The following is a 14968-nucleotide window of genomic DNA, read 5'->3' on the forward strand; positions in this document are numbered from 1 at the left end:
GAACTACATACAAAACTCAGCAAATAGCCCGGGCACCTATCCCGACGCCCTCCATAGCGCCCCCGCTTCACAAATACCACCCACCCGGTCAGATTCTTGCAAGGGCCTCCCCAAACGGCCCAACCAGAACAACGACCACCCCCGATGACCTCTGCTCTGCCTCCTGCCCTCTTCACCCCCGCCTGGCTGGCGCGCCTGGAGCTGGCCTATGCCCGCCAGGGCGACTGGACCCGGCCGACCACCCGCCGCCACCTCGGCCCCTTGCGCGTGCAGAAACATCTGCACGCCGAAGGTCCCGAGGTCTGCCAGCACATCATCGTGCATCCACCGGGCGGCATCGCCGGGGGCGATCGGCTGGACATCGACGTCAGCGTCGGCGAGAACGCCTGGGCCCAGCTCACCAGCCCCGGGGCGGCCAAGTGGTATCGCGCCGACAGCACGGCGCATCAGCAGATCGAGTTGCGCGTCGCCGCCGGTGCTACCCTGGAATGGCTACCCCAGGAGACCATCGTCTTCTCCGGCGCCCAGGCCCATCTCGCCACCCGTATCGAGCTGGCAGGCGACGCCCGCCTCTGCTACTGGGACATCGTCGCCCTGGGCCGCCCGGCCAGTGCCGAGCGCTTCACCGAGGGGCTGTTCCAGGCGCACCTGGACATCCGCCGCGACGGCACTCCGCTGTGGCATGAGCGCCAACGCCTGGTCGGCGCGGATCGGTTGCTGGACTCGCCCATCGGCCTGGCCGGTCAGCCGGTGTTCGCTACCCTGCTGATCACCGGCACCCTGGACGCCGATACCCTGGCGCGCTGCCGCGACCTCGCCCTGCCGGTACGCGGCGACCTGACCCAGCTGCCCGGCCTGGTGGTCGCCCGCTGCCTGGCCGCCGAATCCCTGCAGGCCCGCGCCTGGCTGATCGACCTCTGGCGCCTGCTGCGCCCGGCCCTGCTCGGCCGCGCCGCCATGCCGCCACGGATCTGGAGCACCTGAGGCCGCGACACTCTTGTAGGCGCGGCCCATGGCCGCGATGATCGACCGACTTTCCTTGACCGCATCTGCCAACCGGAACACCCATGGACCTGACGCCCCGCGAAAAAGACAAGCTACTCATCTTCACCGCCGGCCTGGTGGCCGAACGCCGCCTGGCGCGTGGGGTGAAGCTCAACTACCCGGAAGCCATGGCGTTGATCTCAGCCGCTCTGCTCGAAGGCGCACGTGACGGTCGCACCGTGGCCGAGCTGATGCACTACGGCACCACCCTGCTGACCCGCGACCAGGTGATGGAAGGCGTTCCGGAGATGATCCCGGAGATCCAGGTGGAAGCCACCTTCCCCGACGGGACCAAGCTGGTCACCGTCCATCAGCCGATCGCCTAGGGAGACCGCCATGAGTCTGATCGTCCGCGACGCCACGCCTGCCGACCTGCCAGCCGTGCTGCACATCTACAACGACGCCGTCAGCAACACCACGGCGATCTGGAACGAGACCCCGGTGGACCTGGCCAACCGCCAGGCCTGGTTCGACCTGCGTGCCGACCAGGGCTACCCCATCCTGGTCGCCGAGAATGCCGACGGCGCGGTGGTGGGCTATGCCTCCTTTGGTGACTGGCGCCCCTTCGAGGGCTTTCGCCACACCGTCGAGCACTCGGTCTACATCCACCCCGACCAGCGCGGCCAGGGCATCGGGCCGCGCTTGATGACTGCGCTCATCGAGCGCGCTCGTGCCTGCGACAAGCACGTCATGGTGGCCGCCATCGAGAGCGGCAACCAGGCCTCCATCCGCCTGCACGAGCGCCTGGGCTTCATCACCACCGGGCAGATGCCCCAGGTCGGCATCAAGTTCGGACGCTGGCTGGACCTCACCTTCATGCAACTGATGCTGGAGCAGCGCCCATGATCCCCGGCGAATACCAGATCCAGGACGGCGACATCGAGCTCAACGCCGGCCGCCGTACTCTCAGCCTGACCGTCGCCAACAGCGGCGACCGGCCGATCCAGGTGGGCTCCCACTACCACTTCCACGAAACCAACGACGCCCTGGTGTTCGACCGCGCCCTGTCCCGTGGCATGCGCCTGAACATCGCCGCCGGCACCGCCGTGCGCTTCGAGCCGGGCCAGAGTCGCGAGGTGGAGCTGGTCGAGTTGGCCGGCCTGCGCACCGTCTACGGCTTCGCCGGGCGGGTGATGGGGAAGCTGTAGGGGTACTCCGGCTCTTCGCCTTTTACGCGCTCCCTCACCCCAACCCTCTCCCAAGGGGAGAGGGGGCTCAAGAACAGACACCGAGCTCCCGCTCTTCTCCCTCTCCCTCCGGGAGAGGGTCGGGGTGAGGGCCAACCGGACCACCTTTATTCGGGATCAACGCCTATGAAAATCTCCCGCCAAGCCTATGCCGACATGTTCGGCCCCACCACCGGCGACCGGGTGCGCCTGGCCGATACGGAGCTCTGGATTGAGGTCGAAGAGGACCACACCGTCTACGGCGAAGAAGTGAAATTCGGGGGCGGCAAGGTCATCCGCGACGGCATGGGTCAGAGCCAGCTGCTGGCGGCCGAGGTGGTCGACACCGTCATCACCAACGCCCTGATCGTCGATCACTGGGGCATCGTCAAGGCCGATGTCGGCCTCAAGCAGGGCCGCATCCACGCCATCGGCAAGGCCGGCAATCCGGACATCCAGCCCGGCGTCAGCGTGCCCATCGGCGCCGCCACCGAGGTCATCGCCGGCGAGGGCATGATCCTCACCGCCGGTGGCATCGACTCCCACATCCACTTCATCTGCCCACAGCAGATCGAAGAGGCACTCATGAGTGGCACCACCACCATGATCGGCGGCGGCACCGGGCCGGCCACCGGCACCTATGCCACCACCGTGACCCCAGGTCCCTGGCACATGGCGCAGATGCTCAAGGCCGCCGATGCCTTCCCGATGAACATCGGCTTCACCGGCAAGGGCAACGCCAGCCTGCCCGGTCCGCTGGAGGAGCAGGTGCGCGCCGGCGCCATCGGCCTCAAGCTGCACGAGGACTGGGGCACCACTCCCGCCGCCATCGACAATTGCCTGGCGGTGGCCGATCGCTTCGACATCCAGGTGGCCATCCACACCGACACCCTCAACGAATCCGGTTTCGTCGAGACCACCCTGGGCGCCTTCAAGGGGCGCACCATCCACACCTACCACACCGAGGGTGCCGGTGGCGGCCACGCGCCGGACATCATCAAGGCCTGCAGCTTCCCCAACGTGCTGCCCAGCTCCACCAATCCGACGCGGCCCTTCACCAAGAACACCATCGACGAGCATCTGGACATGCTCATGGTCTGTCACCACCTGGACCCGAGCATCGCCGAGGACGTGGCCTTCGCCGAGAGTCGCATCCGCCGCGAGACCATCGCCGCCGAGGACATCCTCCACGACCTCGGCGCCTTCGCCATGATCAGTTCCGACAGCCAGGCCATGGGCCGCGTCGGCGAGGTCATCACCCGCACCTGGCAGACCGCCGACAAGATGAAGAAGCAGCGCGGCCCGCTGCCCGAGGATGGCGCCGGCAACGACAACTTCCGGGTCAAGCGCTACATCGCCAAGTACACCATCAACCCGGCGATCACCCATGGCATCAGCCACGAGGTGGGTTCCATCGAGGTGGGCAAGTTCGCCGACCTGGTGCTCTGGCGCCCGGCGTTCTTCGGCGTCAAGCCGACGCTGATCCTCAAGGGCGGCGCCATCGCGGCCAGTCTGATGGGCGACGCCAACGCCTCCATCCCCACCCCGCAACCGGTGCACTACCGCCCCATGTTCGGCAGCTACGCCGGCATGCTCCACGACACCAGCCTAACCTTCATCAGCCAGGCCGCCTTCGAGGCGGGGGTGCCCGAGCAACTGGGGCTGAAGAAGCGCATCGGCGTGGTGAAGGGCTGCCGCACCGCGCAGAAGAGCGACCTCATCCACAACGACTATCTGCCCACCATTGAGGTCGATCCGCAGAACTACCAGGTCAAGGCCGACGGCCAGCTGCTCTGGTGCGAACCGGCCGAGGTCCTGCCGATGGCACAGCGGTATTTTCTGTTCTAGAGGGCCTGTTCCAACGGCACGGCCTGTTGGGCTTCGCTACGCTCAGCGCCAACCTACATTGCGCGCTCCGTAGGTTGGCGCTGAGGCAGCTTCATGGCCGAAGCCCAACGATGCGCATGGCTATGCCAGGCGTAGCCAAGGCCTCTAAACTGCGACTTTCCATTCACCAAGGACGGTGATCTTGGACTATCGACGCAGCCGTGCCGCGGGTGGTACGTTCTTCTTCACGGTCAACCTCAACGACCGCTCCTCTACTCTACTCGTCGATCACATCGGCGCGCTGCGGCAGGCGATACGCCAAGCGAAAGCCCAGCATCCCTTCGACATCCTTGCCATGGTTGTCCTGCCCGATCACTTGCACGCGCTCTGGTGCCTGCCGGAGGGCGACTGGAACTATCCCCTGCGCTGGAGCCTGATCAAGGCAGGCTTCTCCCGTCAGTTACCGCCGCTTGAAACGGTGAATCTGTCGCGACGACTGAAACGCGAACGCGGCGTCTGGCAAAGACGCTATTGGGAGCACCGGATTCGGGACGAGCAGGATCTGCAGCGGCATCTCGACTACATCCATTTCAATCCGGTGAAGCATGGCCATGCGCGGAGCGCGGTGGAGTGGCCCTATTCGTCCATCCATCGCTATGTGCGAGCAGGCGTCCTGCCAGCGGATTGGGCAGGACAGCACGATGAGGAATGGGCGGTGGGCGAGCGGTGAGGGTTGGTCGTGTTGGGTTCGCTACGTTCAGCGCCAACCTACGCGGTTCAACCATCCACGTTGTACCCAATCAACATGGGGCACCCGTAGGTTGGGCTGAGGCGGCTCCATCGCCTAAGCCCAACATGACGTAGCAGGCATGGGCACCGTTGGGCTTCGCTTTCGCTCAACCCAACCTACGGACTCAGCCGCGGCTGACCGGTGCCGCCGGGGCTTCCGCGCGGTCGTCGCGGTCGTAGGCGGCCTTGTCCAGCTGGCCCATCCAGCGTGCGGTCAGGGTGCCGGCGGTCATGGAGCCGTTTACGTTGAGGGCGGTGCGGCCCATGTCGATCAGGGGCTCGATGGACACCAGCAGCGCCACCAGGGTGACCGGCAGGCCCAGAGCCGGCAGCACGATCAGGGCGGCGAAGGTGGCACCGCCACCTACGCCCGCCACACCCGCCGAACTCAGGGTGACGATGCCCACGAGCGTGGCGATCCACAGCGGATCGAAGGGATCGATGCCCATGGTGGGCGCGATCATCACCGCCAGCATGGCCGGATAGAGACCGGCGCAGCCGTTCTGGCCGATGGTGGCGCCAAAGGAGGCGGCGAAGCTGGCGATGGCCGGCGGCACGCCGAGGCGCTCGGTCTGGGCCTCGATGTTCAGCGGGATGGTCGCCGCGCTGGAGCGGCTGGTGAAGGCGAAGCTCAGCACCGGCCAGACCTTGGGAAAGAAACGCGCCGGCGACAGGCCGCTCAGGGTCAGCAGCAGGGCGTGCACGCCGAAGAGGATGGCCAGGCCCAGATAGGAGGCGATCAGGAAGGTACCCAGCTTGAGCACGTCCTGGGGGCTGGCGGTGGCGACCATCTTGGTCATCAGCGCCAGCACGCCATAGGGGGTCAGTTGCAGCAGCAGGCGTACCAGCTTCATCACCCAGGCCTGAAGCACGTCGATGCCGGCCAGCACCTTCTCGCCACGGACCGGATCGTCGCGCTGCAGGCGCAAGGCGGCGACGCCGAGGAAGGCGGCGAAGATCACCACGCTGATGATGGAGGTGGGACTGGCGCCCGTGAGATCGGCGAAGGGATTCTTCGGAATGAAGGACAGCAGCAACTGCGGCACCGACAGGTCCGCTACCTTGCCGACATAGCTGTTCTGCAGGGTGGTCAGACGCGCGGTCTCCTGGACGCCCTGCACCAGGCCTTCGGCGCTCAGGCCGAACAGCCAGGTAACCAGCACCCCGACCAAGGCGGCGATGGCGGTGGTGAACAGCAGGGTGCCCAGGGTCAGCAGGCTGATGCGACCCATGGAAGAAGCCTCGCGCAACCGTGCCACGGCGGCCAGGATGGAGGCGAACACCAGCGGCATGATGCTCATCTGCAGCAGCTGCACATAGCCGTTGCCGACCAGGTTGAACCAGCCGATGGAGGTCTTGAGCACCGGGGCGTCATGCCCGTAGACGAGTTGCAGCACCAGGCCGAAGGCCACGCCCAGGGCGAGGCCGATGAAGACGCGCACGGCCAGGCTCCAGCCGGTGTTGCGGGTACGCGCCAGCAGGCCGAGCAGCACGGCGAAGGCGAGGAGGTTGAGGACGAGAGGCAGATTCACACGAGGTCTCCAGAACGGCGCCCGGCGCGGCCGCCGGACGAGAGGCGGGCGATGGTAGCAGCTCGGGCCGCCCGGGCTTAGATCGAGGCGCTATCACCTGATAACCCTGGGACCTTGGGAGGAGCGGTTCTATCGCCGGGGCGAACGGTATTTCCGTCGTGCCCGGCGCTGCTAGAGTGCGTCCCGTCGGGAAACGATGCCCGACGTTGCCAACCAGAAAAGGAGTCACCCCATGCAACGTTTCGCCAAGCTCGCCGCTTCCTTCGCCCTCGCCGCCGCCGTCGCCGGCTGCACCGGCACCGCGATGAAGACGCAGAACCTGGATCCGTCGCAGTACACCGTCGTCGGTCACGGCGAAGGCAAGGCCACCGGTCTGATGATCCTGGGTTTCATCCCGGTCCAGCAGAACGACCGCTTCGTGCGCGCCCAGCAGGCCGCCATCAAGTCCCGCGGTGGCGATGCCCTGATCAACGCCCAGGTTCAGGAAAACTGGTTCTGGGCCTATGTCCTGAACGGCTACACCACCACCGTTTCCGGCGACGTGGTCAAGCTCAAGCGCTGAGCCCCACTCGACCGACAGGCGCCGCCCATCGAGGCGGCGTTTTTGCGCTAGGCTGGTCGCTTCTTTCCGAGGAAGCCGACCATGACCGCGACCCTGATGAAACTCCCGCTGCAATCCATCGACGGCGAAACCCTGACCCTGGAACGCTACCTGGGCAAGGTGCTGCTGGTGGTGAACGTCGCCTCCAAGTGCGGCCTCACCAGCCAGTACGAAGGCCTGGAACGCCTCTACGAGGCCCAACGCGAGCGCGGCCTGGAAGTGCTCGGTTTTCCCGCCAACGACTTCAAGCAGCAGGAGCCCGGCAGCGACGCCGAGATCAAGGAATTCTGCACCCTCACCTACGGCGTGCAATTTCCGCTGTTCGCCAAGCTCAGCGTAGTGGGTGAAGACCAGCATCCGCTCTATGCCGAACTGACCCAGGCGCAGCCCGAGGCCACTGGCGACGGCCCCTTCCGCAAGCGCATGCTGAGTCGGGGTGGCACTCCCAATCCCAAGCCCGAGGTGCTGTGGAATTTCGAGAAATTCCTGATCGGGCGCAATGGCGAGGTAGTGGGTCGTTTCGCGCCCGACGTGACGGCGGATGATCCGCGGTTGGTGGAGGCCATCGAGAAGGAATTGGCGAAGGGCTGAAGCTGCCCTGCCGGTAAATGGCGAGGCGTGACCTGATTCGTAGGTTGGGTTGAGCGCCAGCGAAGCCCAACACTGCCAGGGTCAACCTTCAATCTTGGTGCCCTAGCTAATTATCGAGTTTTGCTCGCACTTCTTGTTTCGCTCTCCCGAGCGACTCACTTTTTCAATCGCGGCTGCGCGCCCCGGACTACGCGCCCGGACAAAAGTAAGCAAAAACGCTTGCCCCGGACATCCGGCCCTACGCTGCGCTTCGGGTGACTCGCGTTGCTCGCCCTTCGGGCCAGCCTGCGGCTGTTACTTCGCTACGCTACGTTTCGCTCACGCCAGCGCCGTTCCGGGGTCGGCCTACACGGGCCGTCCATGGCCCGTTAGGCCTCTCGCCGCATCCATGCGGCTCGACCCACTCCACAACGCTGGCGTTCGCTCTCCTGAACGGGGCGATTCGCCAGCCTGAAATTTTTGGTTGAAGAGCCGGTAGGTTGGACAACGGCACAGCGTTTTCCATGCTACAGATCCTGTAAACACGGAAGCTTCAGGCTTGCGCCCCGTCCCCGTCAGTGAGGCCGATTGCAGGTGTCGCGCAGTGGGATGCGAGGCAGGACGCCGAGCAAGGCGCGAGGGGCAGGAAGCCCCTTCGTGCCGTGCCCTCGGAGCGGCGCCGGAATGAGGGCACCCGGAGCGTAGCGGAGGGCCGAAACGTGGGGACAAGCGTTTTTGGTTACTTTTTTGGCGTTTGAAAAAAGTAACTCGCCCGGGTGGGCGAAATCAAAACCATCAAAGCACTCGATAATCAGCTAGAGCCAGGCGTTGGGCTTCGCTAAAGCTCAACCCAACCTACAGGCGTCTCCTGCTCAAGAGGTCGGATTGCGACGGTCGACCGCCACAACCAAACCCTCCCCTTACCCCCGCTGCAACACCCCGCGCATGGACCCGAAATGCCCGGGGAAGGAACAGAAGAAGGTGTACTCCTTGCCCGCTTCCAGAACGCCGGTATCGAAGGTCACCGCGTCCTTCTCGCCACCGCCCAGCATGCGGGTGTGGGCAATGACGCGTTCGTCGCCCTCGGGCAGATAGCCCTTGGCCTCCCCAGCGCTCATGCCCGCGGCGTCGACGGCCGAGGCGTCGGTGGCGCGGGTCAGGACCCAGTTGTGGCCCATGACGTTCTTGGGCAGGCTGCCGTTGTGGATCAGCTCGACGGTAAAGGTCTTGCACGAGGCCGGGACCTGGATCGAGGCGCGGCTGTAGGTCATCTGGTCGCCGGCTTCGATCTGGGTGGTACAGCTGTCGGCGGCCCAGGCGCCGGTACTTCCCAGGACGAACAAAGCGGCGGCAAAAAGCGTGGATTTCATGAACCCTCCGGATGCGTGAAAGTCGCCAGTCAGACCGATGCGAGGGTGGCGGGTTCCAGCGATCATGGCAAGGGAGCCGCTCCGCTCTATCGCCTCCATCGAAACCTTTGCCGGGTCGTCGGGCCTTACCTCTAGGTACTATCTCCCTCATTATCCGCCAGCCAAGGACGCCCGCCATGACCCTTACCGCCCTGCTGCACGAGTTGTTCGCCAGCTATGCCCAGGCCGCCAGCGGCAATGCGCCAGAAGAGGCTTCTCTCGCGCGATGACGGTGCTTTGATCGCGCGTGGCGGGCAGCTAGGCTAGGCGTTTTGCCTGCCTAGGAGTCTCCATGTCGCTGAAAACCGTCTGTGTCTTCTGTGGCGCCAAGCCCGGCGCCTCGCCCGTCTTCGCGGAAGCGGCCGCGCGCCTGGGTCGTACCCTCGCCGAGCGTGGCCTCACCCTGGTCTACGGCGGTGGCAAGGTCGGCCTGATGGGTGTGGTCGCGGATGCTGCCCTGGCCGCCGGTGGCGAGGTGATCGGCATCATTCCCCAGAGTCTCAAGACCGCCGAGCTGGGCCATACCGGCTGCACGCGTCTGGAAGTGGTCGACGGCATGCATGCGCGCAAGGCGCGCATGGCGGAGCTGGCCGATGCCTTCATCGCCCTCCCCGGCGGCCTGGGCACCCTGGAAGAGCTTTTCGAGGTCTGGACCTGGGGGCAGCTCGGCTACCATGCCAAGCCCATGGGCCTGCTGGAGGTCGACGGCTTCTATGCCCAGCTGGAGGGCTTCCTCGATCACCTGGTGGCCCAGGGCTTCGTCGCCGCGCCGCATCGCGCCATGCTGCAAGTGGAAGACTCGCCGAACGCGCTGCTGGACGCTCTCGCCGCCTGGCAACCCACGGTGCCGCCGCGCTGGGCGGAATCGGCTCCGCGCTGATCTGGCTACACCGCCCGTCTCGGGTCTCGAACCCTCGCCGCTTGTGGCCTGTCGGTACTGACAGGCCCGCAAACGTTTCAAGAGCGACGAGGATTCTCCCATGACCGATTTCCCCAAAGCCCCCATGCCGGAACAGCAACAAGAGGTTCCCGGCCTGCAATCGCGTATGAATCCGGTCCCGGATTGCGGTGAACAGAGCTACAAGGGCTCCGGCCGCCTGACCGGCAAGAAGGCGCTGATCACGGGTGGCGACAGTGGCATCGGCCGCGCCGTGGCCATCGCCTTCGCCCGCGAGGGCGCCGATGTCGCCATCAGCTACCTGAACGAACACGAAGACGCCGAGGACACCGCCCGCCTGGTGCGCGAAGCCGGCCGCGAAGCCCTGTTGCTGCCGGGCTGCCTGTCCAAGCGCGAGCAGTGCCTGGCGGTGGTGGACCAGACCGTGGCCGCCTTTGGCCGCATCGATGTGCTGGTCAACAACGCCGCCTTCCAGATGACCCACGAGACCCTCGAAGAGATTCCCGACGACGAGTGGGTCTACACCTTCGATGTGAACATCACCGCCATGTTTCGCATCACCCAGGCCGCGCTAAAGCACATGGGCCAGGGTGGCTCCATCATCAACACCACCTCGGTGAACTCGGACATGCCGCGGCCGACGCTGCTGGCCTATGCCACCACCAAGGGCGCCATCGCCAACTTCACCGCGGGCCTGGCGCAGCTGCTCGGCGAGAAGGGCATCCGCGCCAACAGCGTGGCTCCCGGTCCCATCTGGACCCCGCTGATCCCCGCCACCATGCCACCGGAGCAGGTCAAGGAATTCGGTGGCAACACCCCGCTCGGCCGCCCCGGCCAGCCGGTGGAGCTGGCACCGGTTTACGTGATGCTGGCGTCCGACGAATCCAGCTACACCTCGGGCGCGCGCATCGCCGTCACCGGCGGCAAGCCGATCCTCTAAATGCCCCCGCGCACCCCGGTACATGCCGGGGTCGCCCTTCTCGTCTGCATTCGGAGTCCTCTCGTGAGCGAACATCCCAAACCACCCCTCAAACCCCAACCCCAGACCTTTCCCGGCTCCGATGCGCGCATGGATCCGCAGCCCGACAGCGGCGCCGTGAGCTACCGCGGCTCGGGTCGCCTGGCAGGCAAGAAGACCCTGATCACCGGTGCCGACAGTGGTATCGGCCGCGCCGTGGCCATCGCCTTCGCCCGGGAAGGCGCCGATGTCGCCATCGCCTACCTGGACGAGCACGAGGATGCCCAGGAGACCGCTCGCCTGGTCACCGAGGCGGGTCGCCAGGCCGTGCTCTTGCCGGGCGATCTGGCCGAGCGCCAGACCTGCCTGGACGTGGTGCAGAAAACCGTGGAGGCCTTTGGCCGTATCGACGTGCTGGTCAACAACGCCGCCTTCCAGCAGGTGCGCGATAGCCTCGACGAGATTCCCGACGAGGAATGGGTGCATACCTTCAACGTGAACATCCATGGGATGTTCCGCATCACCCAGGCGGCGGTGAAACACATGTCGCGCGGCGGCTCCATCATCAACACCGCCTCGATCAATGCCGACATCGCCCCGCCGACCCTGCTGGCCTATTCGGCCACCAAGGGCGCCATCGCCAACTTCACCGCCGGTCTGGCGCAGTTGCTCGGCGAGAAGGGCATCCGTGCCAACAGCGTCGCCCCCGGCCCGATCTGGACGCCGCTGATCGTCAGCACCATGAAACCGGACGAGCCGGAGCAATTCGGTAGCAGCACGCCTCTGGGGCGTCCCGGCCAGCCGGTGGAGCTGGCGCCGGCCTATGTGTTGCTGGCTTCGGACGAAGGCAGCTACATCTCCGGCGCCATGCTGCCGGTGACGGGCGGGATGCCGGTGCTCTAAGGGTTTGCTGGGGTGCCTGGGTTTGCCCTCACCCCAGCCCTCTCCCAGAGGGAGAGGGGGTTGGTTGGACTCCATGCTTTGTAGGTTGGGTTGACGCAACGAAGCCCAACGCGGGATATCCAGCAATGTTGGGCTTCGACGATGAAGCCGTCTCAACCCAACCTACGAGGTTAAGGTGCCTGGGTTTGCCCTCACCCCAGCCCTCTCCCGAGGGGAGAGGGGGCGGCTGGATTCCGTGCCCCGTAGGTAGGGTTGAGCGCAGCGAAGCCCAACGCCAGACATCCAGCAGCGTTGGGCTTCGATGATGGAGCTGTTTCAACCCAACCTACGAGGGTGGGGTGCCTGGGTTTGCCCTCACCCCAGCCCTCTCCCAAGGGGAGAGGGGGCGGCTGGATTCCGTGCCCCGTAGGTTGGGTTGAGCGCGGCGAAGCCCAACGCCAGATATCCAGCAGCGTTGGGCTTCGACGATGAAGTTGTCTCAACCCAGCCTACGAGGCTTGCTCTCTCCGATAGAAGATTGTCGGGCGCCCTCTGGGTGAGGGTCGCGCAGATGCCCTAGGGCTGCAGGTAGCGCACCATCGCATCGCCGATCATGGTCTTGTGCCGCCGCAACACCGCCGGTGCTTCCATGTCGATGTCGTGGATGCGGCCGAAGGTGTGGCGGTTGGAGACGCGGTAGAAGCAGAACGAACACATCAGCAGGTGCACATCCACCGCATCCAATCCGCTGCGGATCTCGCCGCTGGCTTCGCCGCGCGCCAGGATGCGGCGCAGGGCCTCCAGGGCAGAGGAGTTGAGGCTGGAGATGGTCTCGGACTGCGCCAGGTGGCGACCACGGTGGATGTTCTCGATGCTCACCACGCGGATGAAGTCGTCGTGGCTGCGGTGGTGCTCGAAGAGAAACTCCGCCAGGGTGCGGATCGCCTCCAGCGGCGGCAGCCGGTCCAGCGGCAGTTCGGCCTCGTTGCCGCGCACGTCGCTGTAGAGCTTTTCCAGCACCGTCAGGTAGAGCTGCTCCTTGCTGCCGAAGTAGTAGTAGATCATCCGCTTGGAGGTATGGGTGCGCTCGGCGATGGCGTCCACCCGCGCGCCGCTCAGCCCCAGATCGGCGAACTCGGCCACGGCGGCGGTGAGGATGGCCTGACGGGTCTTCTCGGGGTTGTTCTTGCGCGGGGTACGGAGCGTAGGCGCGAGCGCCGGAGTGTCCTGCATCGGGTCTGACTCTTGGCTGGGGAGAGACGCGGGTACCCACAGGTACCCGCCTGGCTCAGAATTCCAGGGGCGCCGGGCGACCCTGGCGGGCCTGCAGCATGGCCGCCAGGCGCACCGGGCTGTTGGCGGCGCCGTAGCCACTGTAATCCTTGCGCTGGAGGATTTCGAAGAAGAATCGGTCGGCGAAGGACTCGGTATAGACGTGGAACAGCTCGCCACCCTGGGCGTCACGGTCGTAGAGCACGTTGTAGTAGGCCAGGCGACTGAGGAAGTCGTCGTCGAAATCGAAGCGCGCCCCCAGGTCGTCGTAGTAGTTCATTGGGATCTCCAGCAGGGGCACCCCGGCGGCCTTGGCCTGCTCCACCGCCTGGAAGATATCCTGACAGGCGAAGGCGATGTGGTGCACCCCCGAGCCGCGATAGCTGGACAGTGCCCGGGCGATGGCGGTGTTGCGATTCTCCGAGATGTTCAGCGCCAGGCGCACGCTGCTCTCGCGATTCTTCAGCGCACGACTCTTGACCAGGCCATAGGGGTCCGGCACCACCACCTCGTCGTCGGCGCTGAAGTCGAACAGGCTCTTGTAGAACAGCACCCAGCTGTCCAGCGCATCGGCCGGCAGGGCGATGGCCACGTGGTCGACATGGGTCAGCCCGAGGCCACCGCTGGCGCCGGCGCTGACATCGAAGTCGGTGTCGTAGAGGCTGCGGCCATCCACGCCGCGATCGGCGAGATAGATCAGGCTGCCGTCCGGTGCCCGCACCGCCGGGATCTCCCGCTCGTTAGGGCCGACCAGGCCGCGATAGGGCTGCGCCCGGTATTGCTGGGCACGCTCCAGGGCGGCCTGGCTGTCGGGCACCCGTAGCGCCATGGCGCACAGCGAAGGGCCATGGGCCTCGAAGAAGTTGTGGCCGAAGGAATAGGGTTCGGCGTTGAGCACCAGGTTGATCTCGCCCTGGCGCAACAGGGTGACGTTCTTCGAACGGTGCCGCCCGGCCTGGGCGAAGCCCAGCTTGCCCAGCCAGCGCGCCAGTTCGGCGCCATGGCCGTCGTCCACGGCGAATTCGAGGAATTCGGTGCCTTCCAGGCGCGGTGCCTCGGGTGGAGCGAACAGCGGCGCCACCACCGGGGTCTCGTCGCGCTGCAGCCGCGCGGCGGTCTGCTCTTCCAGATAGAGCAGGGACCTCAGGCCATCGGCGGCGGTGGCGCGGGTCTGGGCAGCGCGGAAACCGTCGTTGAAGATCTCCAGCGACAACGGCCCCTGGTAGCCGGTCTGCAGGATGGGCGCGAGAAAACCGGCCAAATCGAATTCACCCTGCCCCGGGAAGCAGCGGAAATGCCGACTCCACTCCAGCACGTCCATCTGCAGCAGCGGCGCATCGGCCATCTGCACGAAAAAGATCTTGTCCCCGGGGATCTGGGCGATGCCCGCCGGATCACCGCCGATGGACAGGGTATGGAAGCTGTCGAGCAACACGCCGAGATTGGGATGGTCGACCGCCTTCACCAGGCGCCAGACCTGCTGCCAGGTGTTGACGTGGCGTCCCCAGGCGAGGGCTTCGTAGCCGATGCGCAGGCCGCGCGGGGCAGCGCGTTCGGCCAGCAGTTGCAGGTCGTCGGCGATCAGGCGTTCGTCACCGAGGCTGTCGGCGGCGGTGTTGCTGCACACCAGGATGAGGTCGGTGCCCAGTTCCTGCATGAGGTCGAACTTGCGCTCGGCGCGGTCGAGATTGCGCTGCAGGCGCTCGCGGCGATTGCCCTCGAAGTCGCGGAACGGCTGGAACAGGGTGATGGCCAGCCCCAGGTCCTGGGCGCGCAGGCGGATCTCCCGCGGGCTGGCCCCGGAATACAGCAGGTCGTTCTCGAAGATCTCCACACCGTCGAAGCCCGCCGCGGCGATGGCTTCGAGCTTCTCGGTCAGGGTGCCACTGATGGATACGGTCGCGATGGAACGCTGCATGCCGGTGCTCCTGGGTTGACGGCCACCACACACGCTACTGGCGGAGTGACCGGTATTCGTTAGGGTCTGGCACCGATTATTCGTGGCACCGCACGGCCCAAC

General features: G+C 65.9%; 15 protein-coding genes. 11 read left to right on the forward strand and 4 right to left on the reverse strand.

The window, feature by feature from the left end; genetic code table 11:
• Positions 1-144: 144 nt before the first annotated feature.
• From V6W80_RS20345 to V6W80_RS20370, 6 genes are all read left to right on the forward strand, one after another.
• A complete protein-coding gene (locus V6W80_RS20345; RefSeq protein ID WP_338545234.1) occupies positions 145-984 on the forward strand; it encodes an urease accessory protein UreD in 840 nt (279 codons plus the stop codon).
• A gap of 83 nt (positions 985-1067) precedes the next feature.
• Positions 1068-1370, forward strand: a complete 303-nt coding sequence (gene ureA, locus V6W80_RS20350) for an urease subunit gamma (RefSeq protein WP_007162996.1) — start codon at positions 1068-1070, stop codon at positions 1368-1370.
• A 10-nt stretch (positions 1371-1380) separates the two neighbouring features.
• Complete coding sequence (locus V6W80_RS20355) at positions 1381-1890, forward strand: GNAT family N-acetyltransferase (protein WP_338545235.1); 510 nt, start codon at positions 1381-1383, stop codon at positions 1888-1890.
• On the forward strand, positions 1887-2192 hold the full coding sequence (locus tag V6W80_RS20360) for an urease subunit beta (protein WP_160923973.1): 306 nt from the start codon (positions 1887-1889) through the stop codon (positions 2190-2192). Before V6W80_RS20355 ends, V6W80_RS20360 begins: the two co-directional genes overlap by 4 nt.
• A gap of 165 nt (positions 2193-2357) precedes the next feature.
• Positions 2358-4058, forward strand: a complete 1701-nt coding sequence (ureC, locus tag V6W80_RS20365; RefSeq protein WP_338545236.1) for an urease subunit alpha — start codon at positions 2358-2360, stop codon at positions 4056-4058.
• Positions 4059-4236: 178 nt separating this feature from the next.
• Positions 4237-4767, forward strand: a complete 531-nt coding sequence (locus V6W80_RS20370; protein WP_338547477.1) for an REP-associated tyrosine transposase — start codon at positions 4237-4239, stop codon at positions 4765-4767.
• Between the two features lie 184 nt (positions 4768-4951).
• Here V6W80_RS20370 and V6W80_RS20375 read toward each other — a convergent pair whose 3' ends face one another.
• Positions 4952-6358: an L-cystine transporter gene (locus tag V6W80_RS20375; RefSeq protein ID WP_064307549.1), complete on the reverse strand. Its 1407-nt coding sequence runs from the start codon at positions 6356-6358 to the stop codon at positions 4952-4954.
• Between the two features lie 232 nt (positions 6359-6590).
• On the opposite strand from V6W80_RS20375, the gene V6W80_RS20380 reads away from it, so the two are divergent.
• Both V6W80_RS20380 and V6W80_RS20385 read left to right on the forward strand, forming a co-directional pair.
• The gene (locus V6W80_RS20380) at positions 6591-6920 is read left to right on the forward strand and encodes a hypothetical protein (RefSeq protein ID WP_007163001.1); all 330 of its coding nucleotides are present in this window, start codon (positions 6591-6593) and stop codon (positions 6918-6920) included.
• Positions 6921-7001: 81 nt separating this feature from the next.
• Positions 7002-7550 (forward strand): glutathione peroxidase, encoded by a 549-nt coding sequence (locus V6W80_RS20385; RefSeq protein ID WP_338545237.1) that lies wholly within the window; start codon positions 7002-7004, stop codon positions 7548-7550.
• Positions 7551-8449: 899 nt separating this feature from the next.
• On the opposite strand, the gene azu is transcribed toward V6W80_RS20385, so the two are convergent.
• Entirely contained in the window at positions 8450-8899 is a 450-nt protein-coding gene (azu, locus tag V6W80_RS20390; RefSeq protein ID WP_017642639.1) for an azurin, read from the reverse strand.
• A 331-nt stretch (positions 8900-9230) separates the two neighbouring features.
• Here azu and V6W80_RS20395 point away from each other — a divergent pair, with 331 nt between their 5' ends.
• The 3 genes from V6W80_RS20395 to V6W80_RS20405 all read left to right on the forward strand — a co-directional run bounded on the left by V6W80_RS20395 (position 9231) and on the right by V6W80_RS20405 (position 11697).
• Positions 9231-9818, forward strand: coding sequence for a TIGR00730 family Rossman fold protein (locus V6W80_RS20395; RefSeq protein ID WP_093256470.1), 588 nt, complete (start codon positions 9231-9233; stop codon positions 9816-9818).
• Positions 9819-9918: 100 nt separating this feature from the next.
• On the forward strand, positions 9919-10776 hold the full coding sequence (locus V6W80_RS20400; RefSeq protein WP_064307551.1) for an SDR family oxidoreductase: 858 nt from the start codon (positions 9919-9921) through the stop codon (positions 10774-10776).
• Between the two features lie 63 nt (positions 10777-10839).
• Positions 10840-11697 (forward strand): SDR family oxidoreductase, encoded by an 858-nt coding sequence (locus V6W80_RS20405; protein WP_338545238.1) that lies wholly within the window; start codon positions 10840-10842, stop codon positions 11695-11697.
• A 555-nt stretch (positions 11698-12252) separates the two neighbouring features.
• On the opposite strand, the gene V6W80_RS20410 is transcribed toward V6W80_RS20405, so the two are convergent.
• Together V6W80_RS20410 and quiC are read right to left on the reverse strand one after the other, a co-directional pair.
• Positions 12253-12909, reverse strand: a complete 657-nt coding sequence (locus tag V6W80_RS20410; RefSeq protein WP_338545239.1) for a TetR/AcrR family transcriptional regulator — start codon at positions 12907-12909, stop codon at positions 12253-12255.
• A 55-nt stretch (positions 12910-12964) separates the two neighbouring features.
• Positions 12965-14866: a 3-dehydroshikimate dehydratase QuiC gene (gene quiC, locus V6W80_RS20415; RefSeq protein ID WP_338545240.1), complete on the reverse strand. Its 1902-nt coding sequence runs from the start codon at positions 14864-14866 to the stop codon at positions 12965-12967.
• Between the last annotated feature and the right edge of the window lie 102 nt (positions 14867-14968).

Origin of the sequence: Pseudomonas benzopyrenica, from assembly GCF_036884265.1 — a bacterium.
Lineage (GTDB): Bacteria > Pseudomonadota > Gammaproteobacteria > Pseudomonadales > Pseudomonadaceae > Chryseomonas > Chryseomonas benzopyrenica.

What these genes read in the sequence shown, in the direction of transcription:
- V6W80_RS20385 (WP_338545237.1), top strand. Translation starts at nt 7,002, where the DNA reads ATGACCGCGACCCTGATGAAACTCCCGCTGCAATCCATCGACGGCGAA.
- V6W80_RS20360 (WP_160923973.1), top strand. Translation starts at nt 1,887, where the DNA reads ATGATCCCCGGCGAATACCAGATCCAGGACGGCGACATCGAGCTCAAC.
- quiC (WP_338545240.1), bottom strand. Translation starts at nt 14,866, where the DNA reads ATGCAGCGTTCCATCGCGACCGTATCCATCAGTGGCACCCTGACCGAG.
- V6W80_RS20380 (WP_007163001.1), top strand. Translation starts at nt 6,591, where the DNA reads ATGCAACGTTTCGCCAAGCTCGCCGCTTCCTTCGCCCTCGCCGCCGCC.
- V6W80_RS20345 (WP_338545234.1), top strand. Translation starts at nt 145, where the DNA reads ATGACCTCTGCTCTGCCTCCTGCCCTCTTCACCCCCGCCTGGCTGGCG.
- azu (WP_017642639.1), bottom strand. Translation starts at nt 8,899, where the DNA reads ATGAAATCCACGCTTTTTGCCGCCGCTTTGTTCGTCCTGGGAAGTACC.
- V6W80_RS20410 (WP_338545239.1), bottom strand. Translation starts at nt 12,909, where the DNA reads ATGCAGGACACTCCGGCGCTCGCGCCTACGCTCCGTACCCCGCGCAAG.
- V6W80_RS20395 (WP_093256470.1), top strand. Translation starts at nt 9,231, where the DNA reads ATGTCGCTGAAAACCGTCTGTGTCTTCTGTGGCGCCAAGCCCGGCGCC.
- V6W80_RS20355 (WP_338545235.1), top strand. Translation starts at nt 1,381, where the DNA reads ATGAGTCTGATCGTCCGCGACGCCACGCCTGCCGACCTGCCAGCCGTG.
- V6W80_RS20400 (WP_064307551.1), top strand. Translation starts at nt 9,919, where the DNA reads ATGACCGATTTCCCCAAAGCCCCCATGCCGGAACAGCAACAAGAGGTT.
- ureC (WP_338545236.1), top strand. Translation starts at nt 2,358, where the DNA reads ATGAAAATCTCCCGCCAAGCCTATGCCGACATGTTCGGCCCCACCACC.
- ureA (WP_007162996.1), top strand. Translation starts at nt 1,068, where the DNA reads ATGGACCTGACGCCCCGCGAAAAAGACAAGCTACTCATCTTCACCGCC.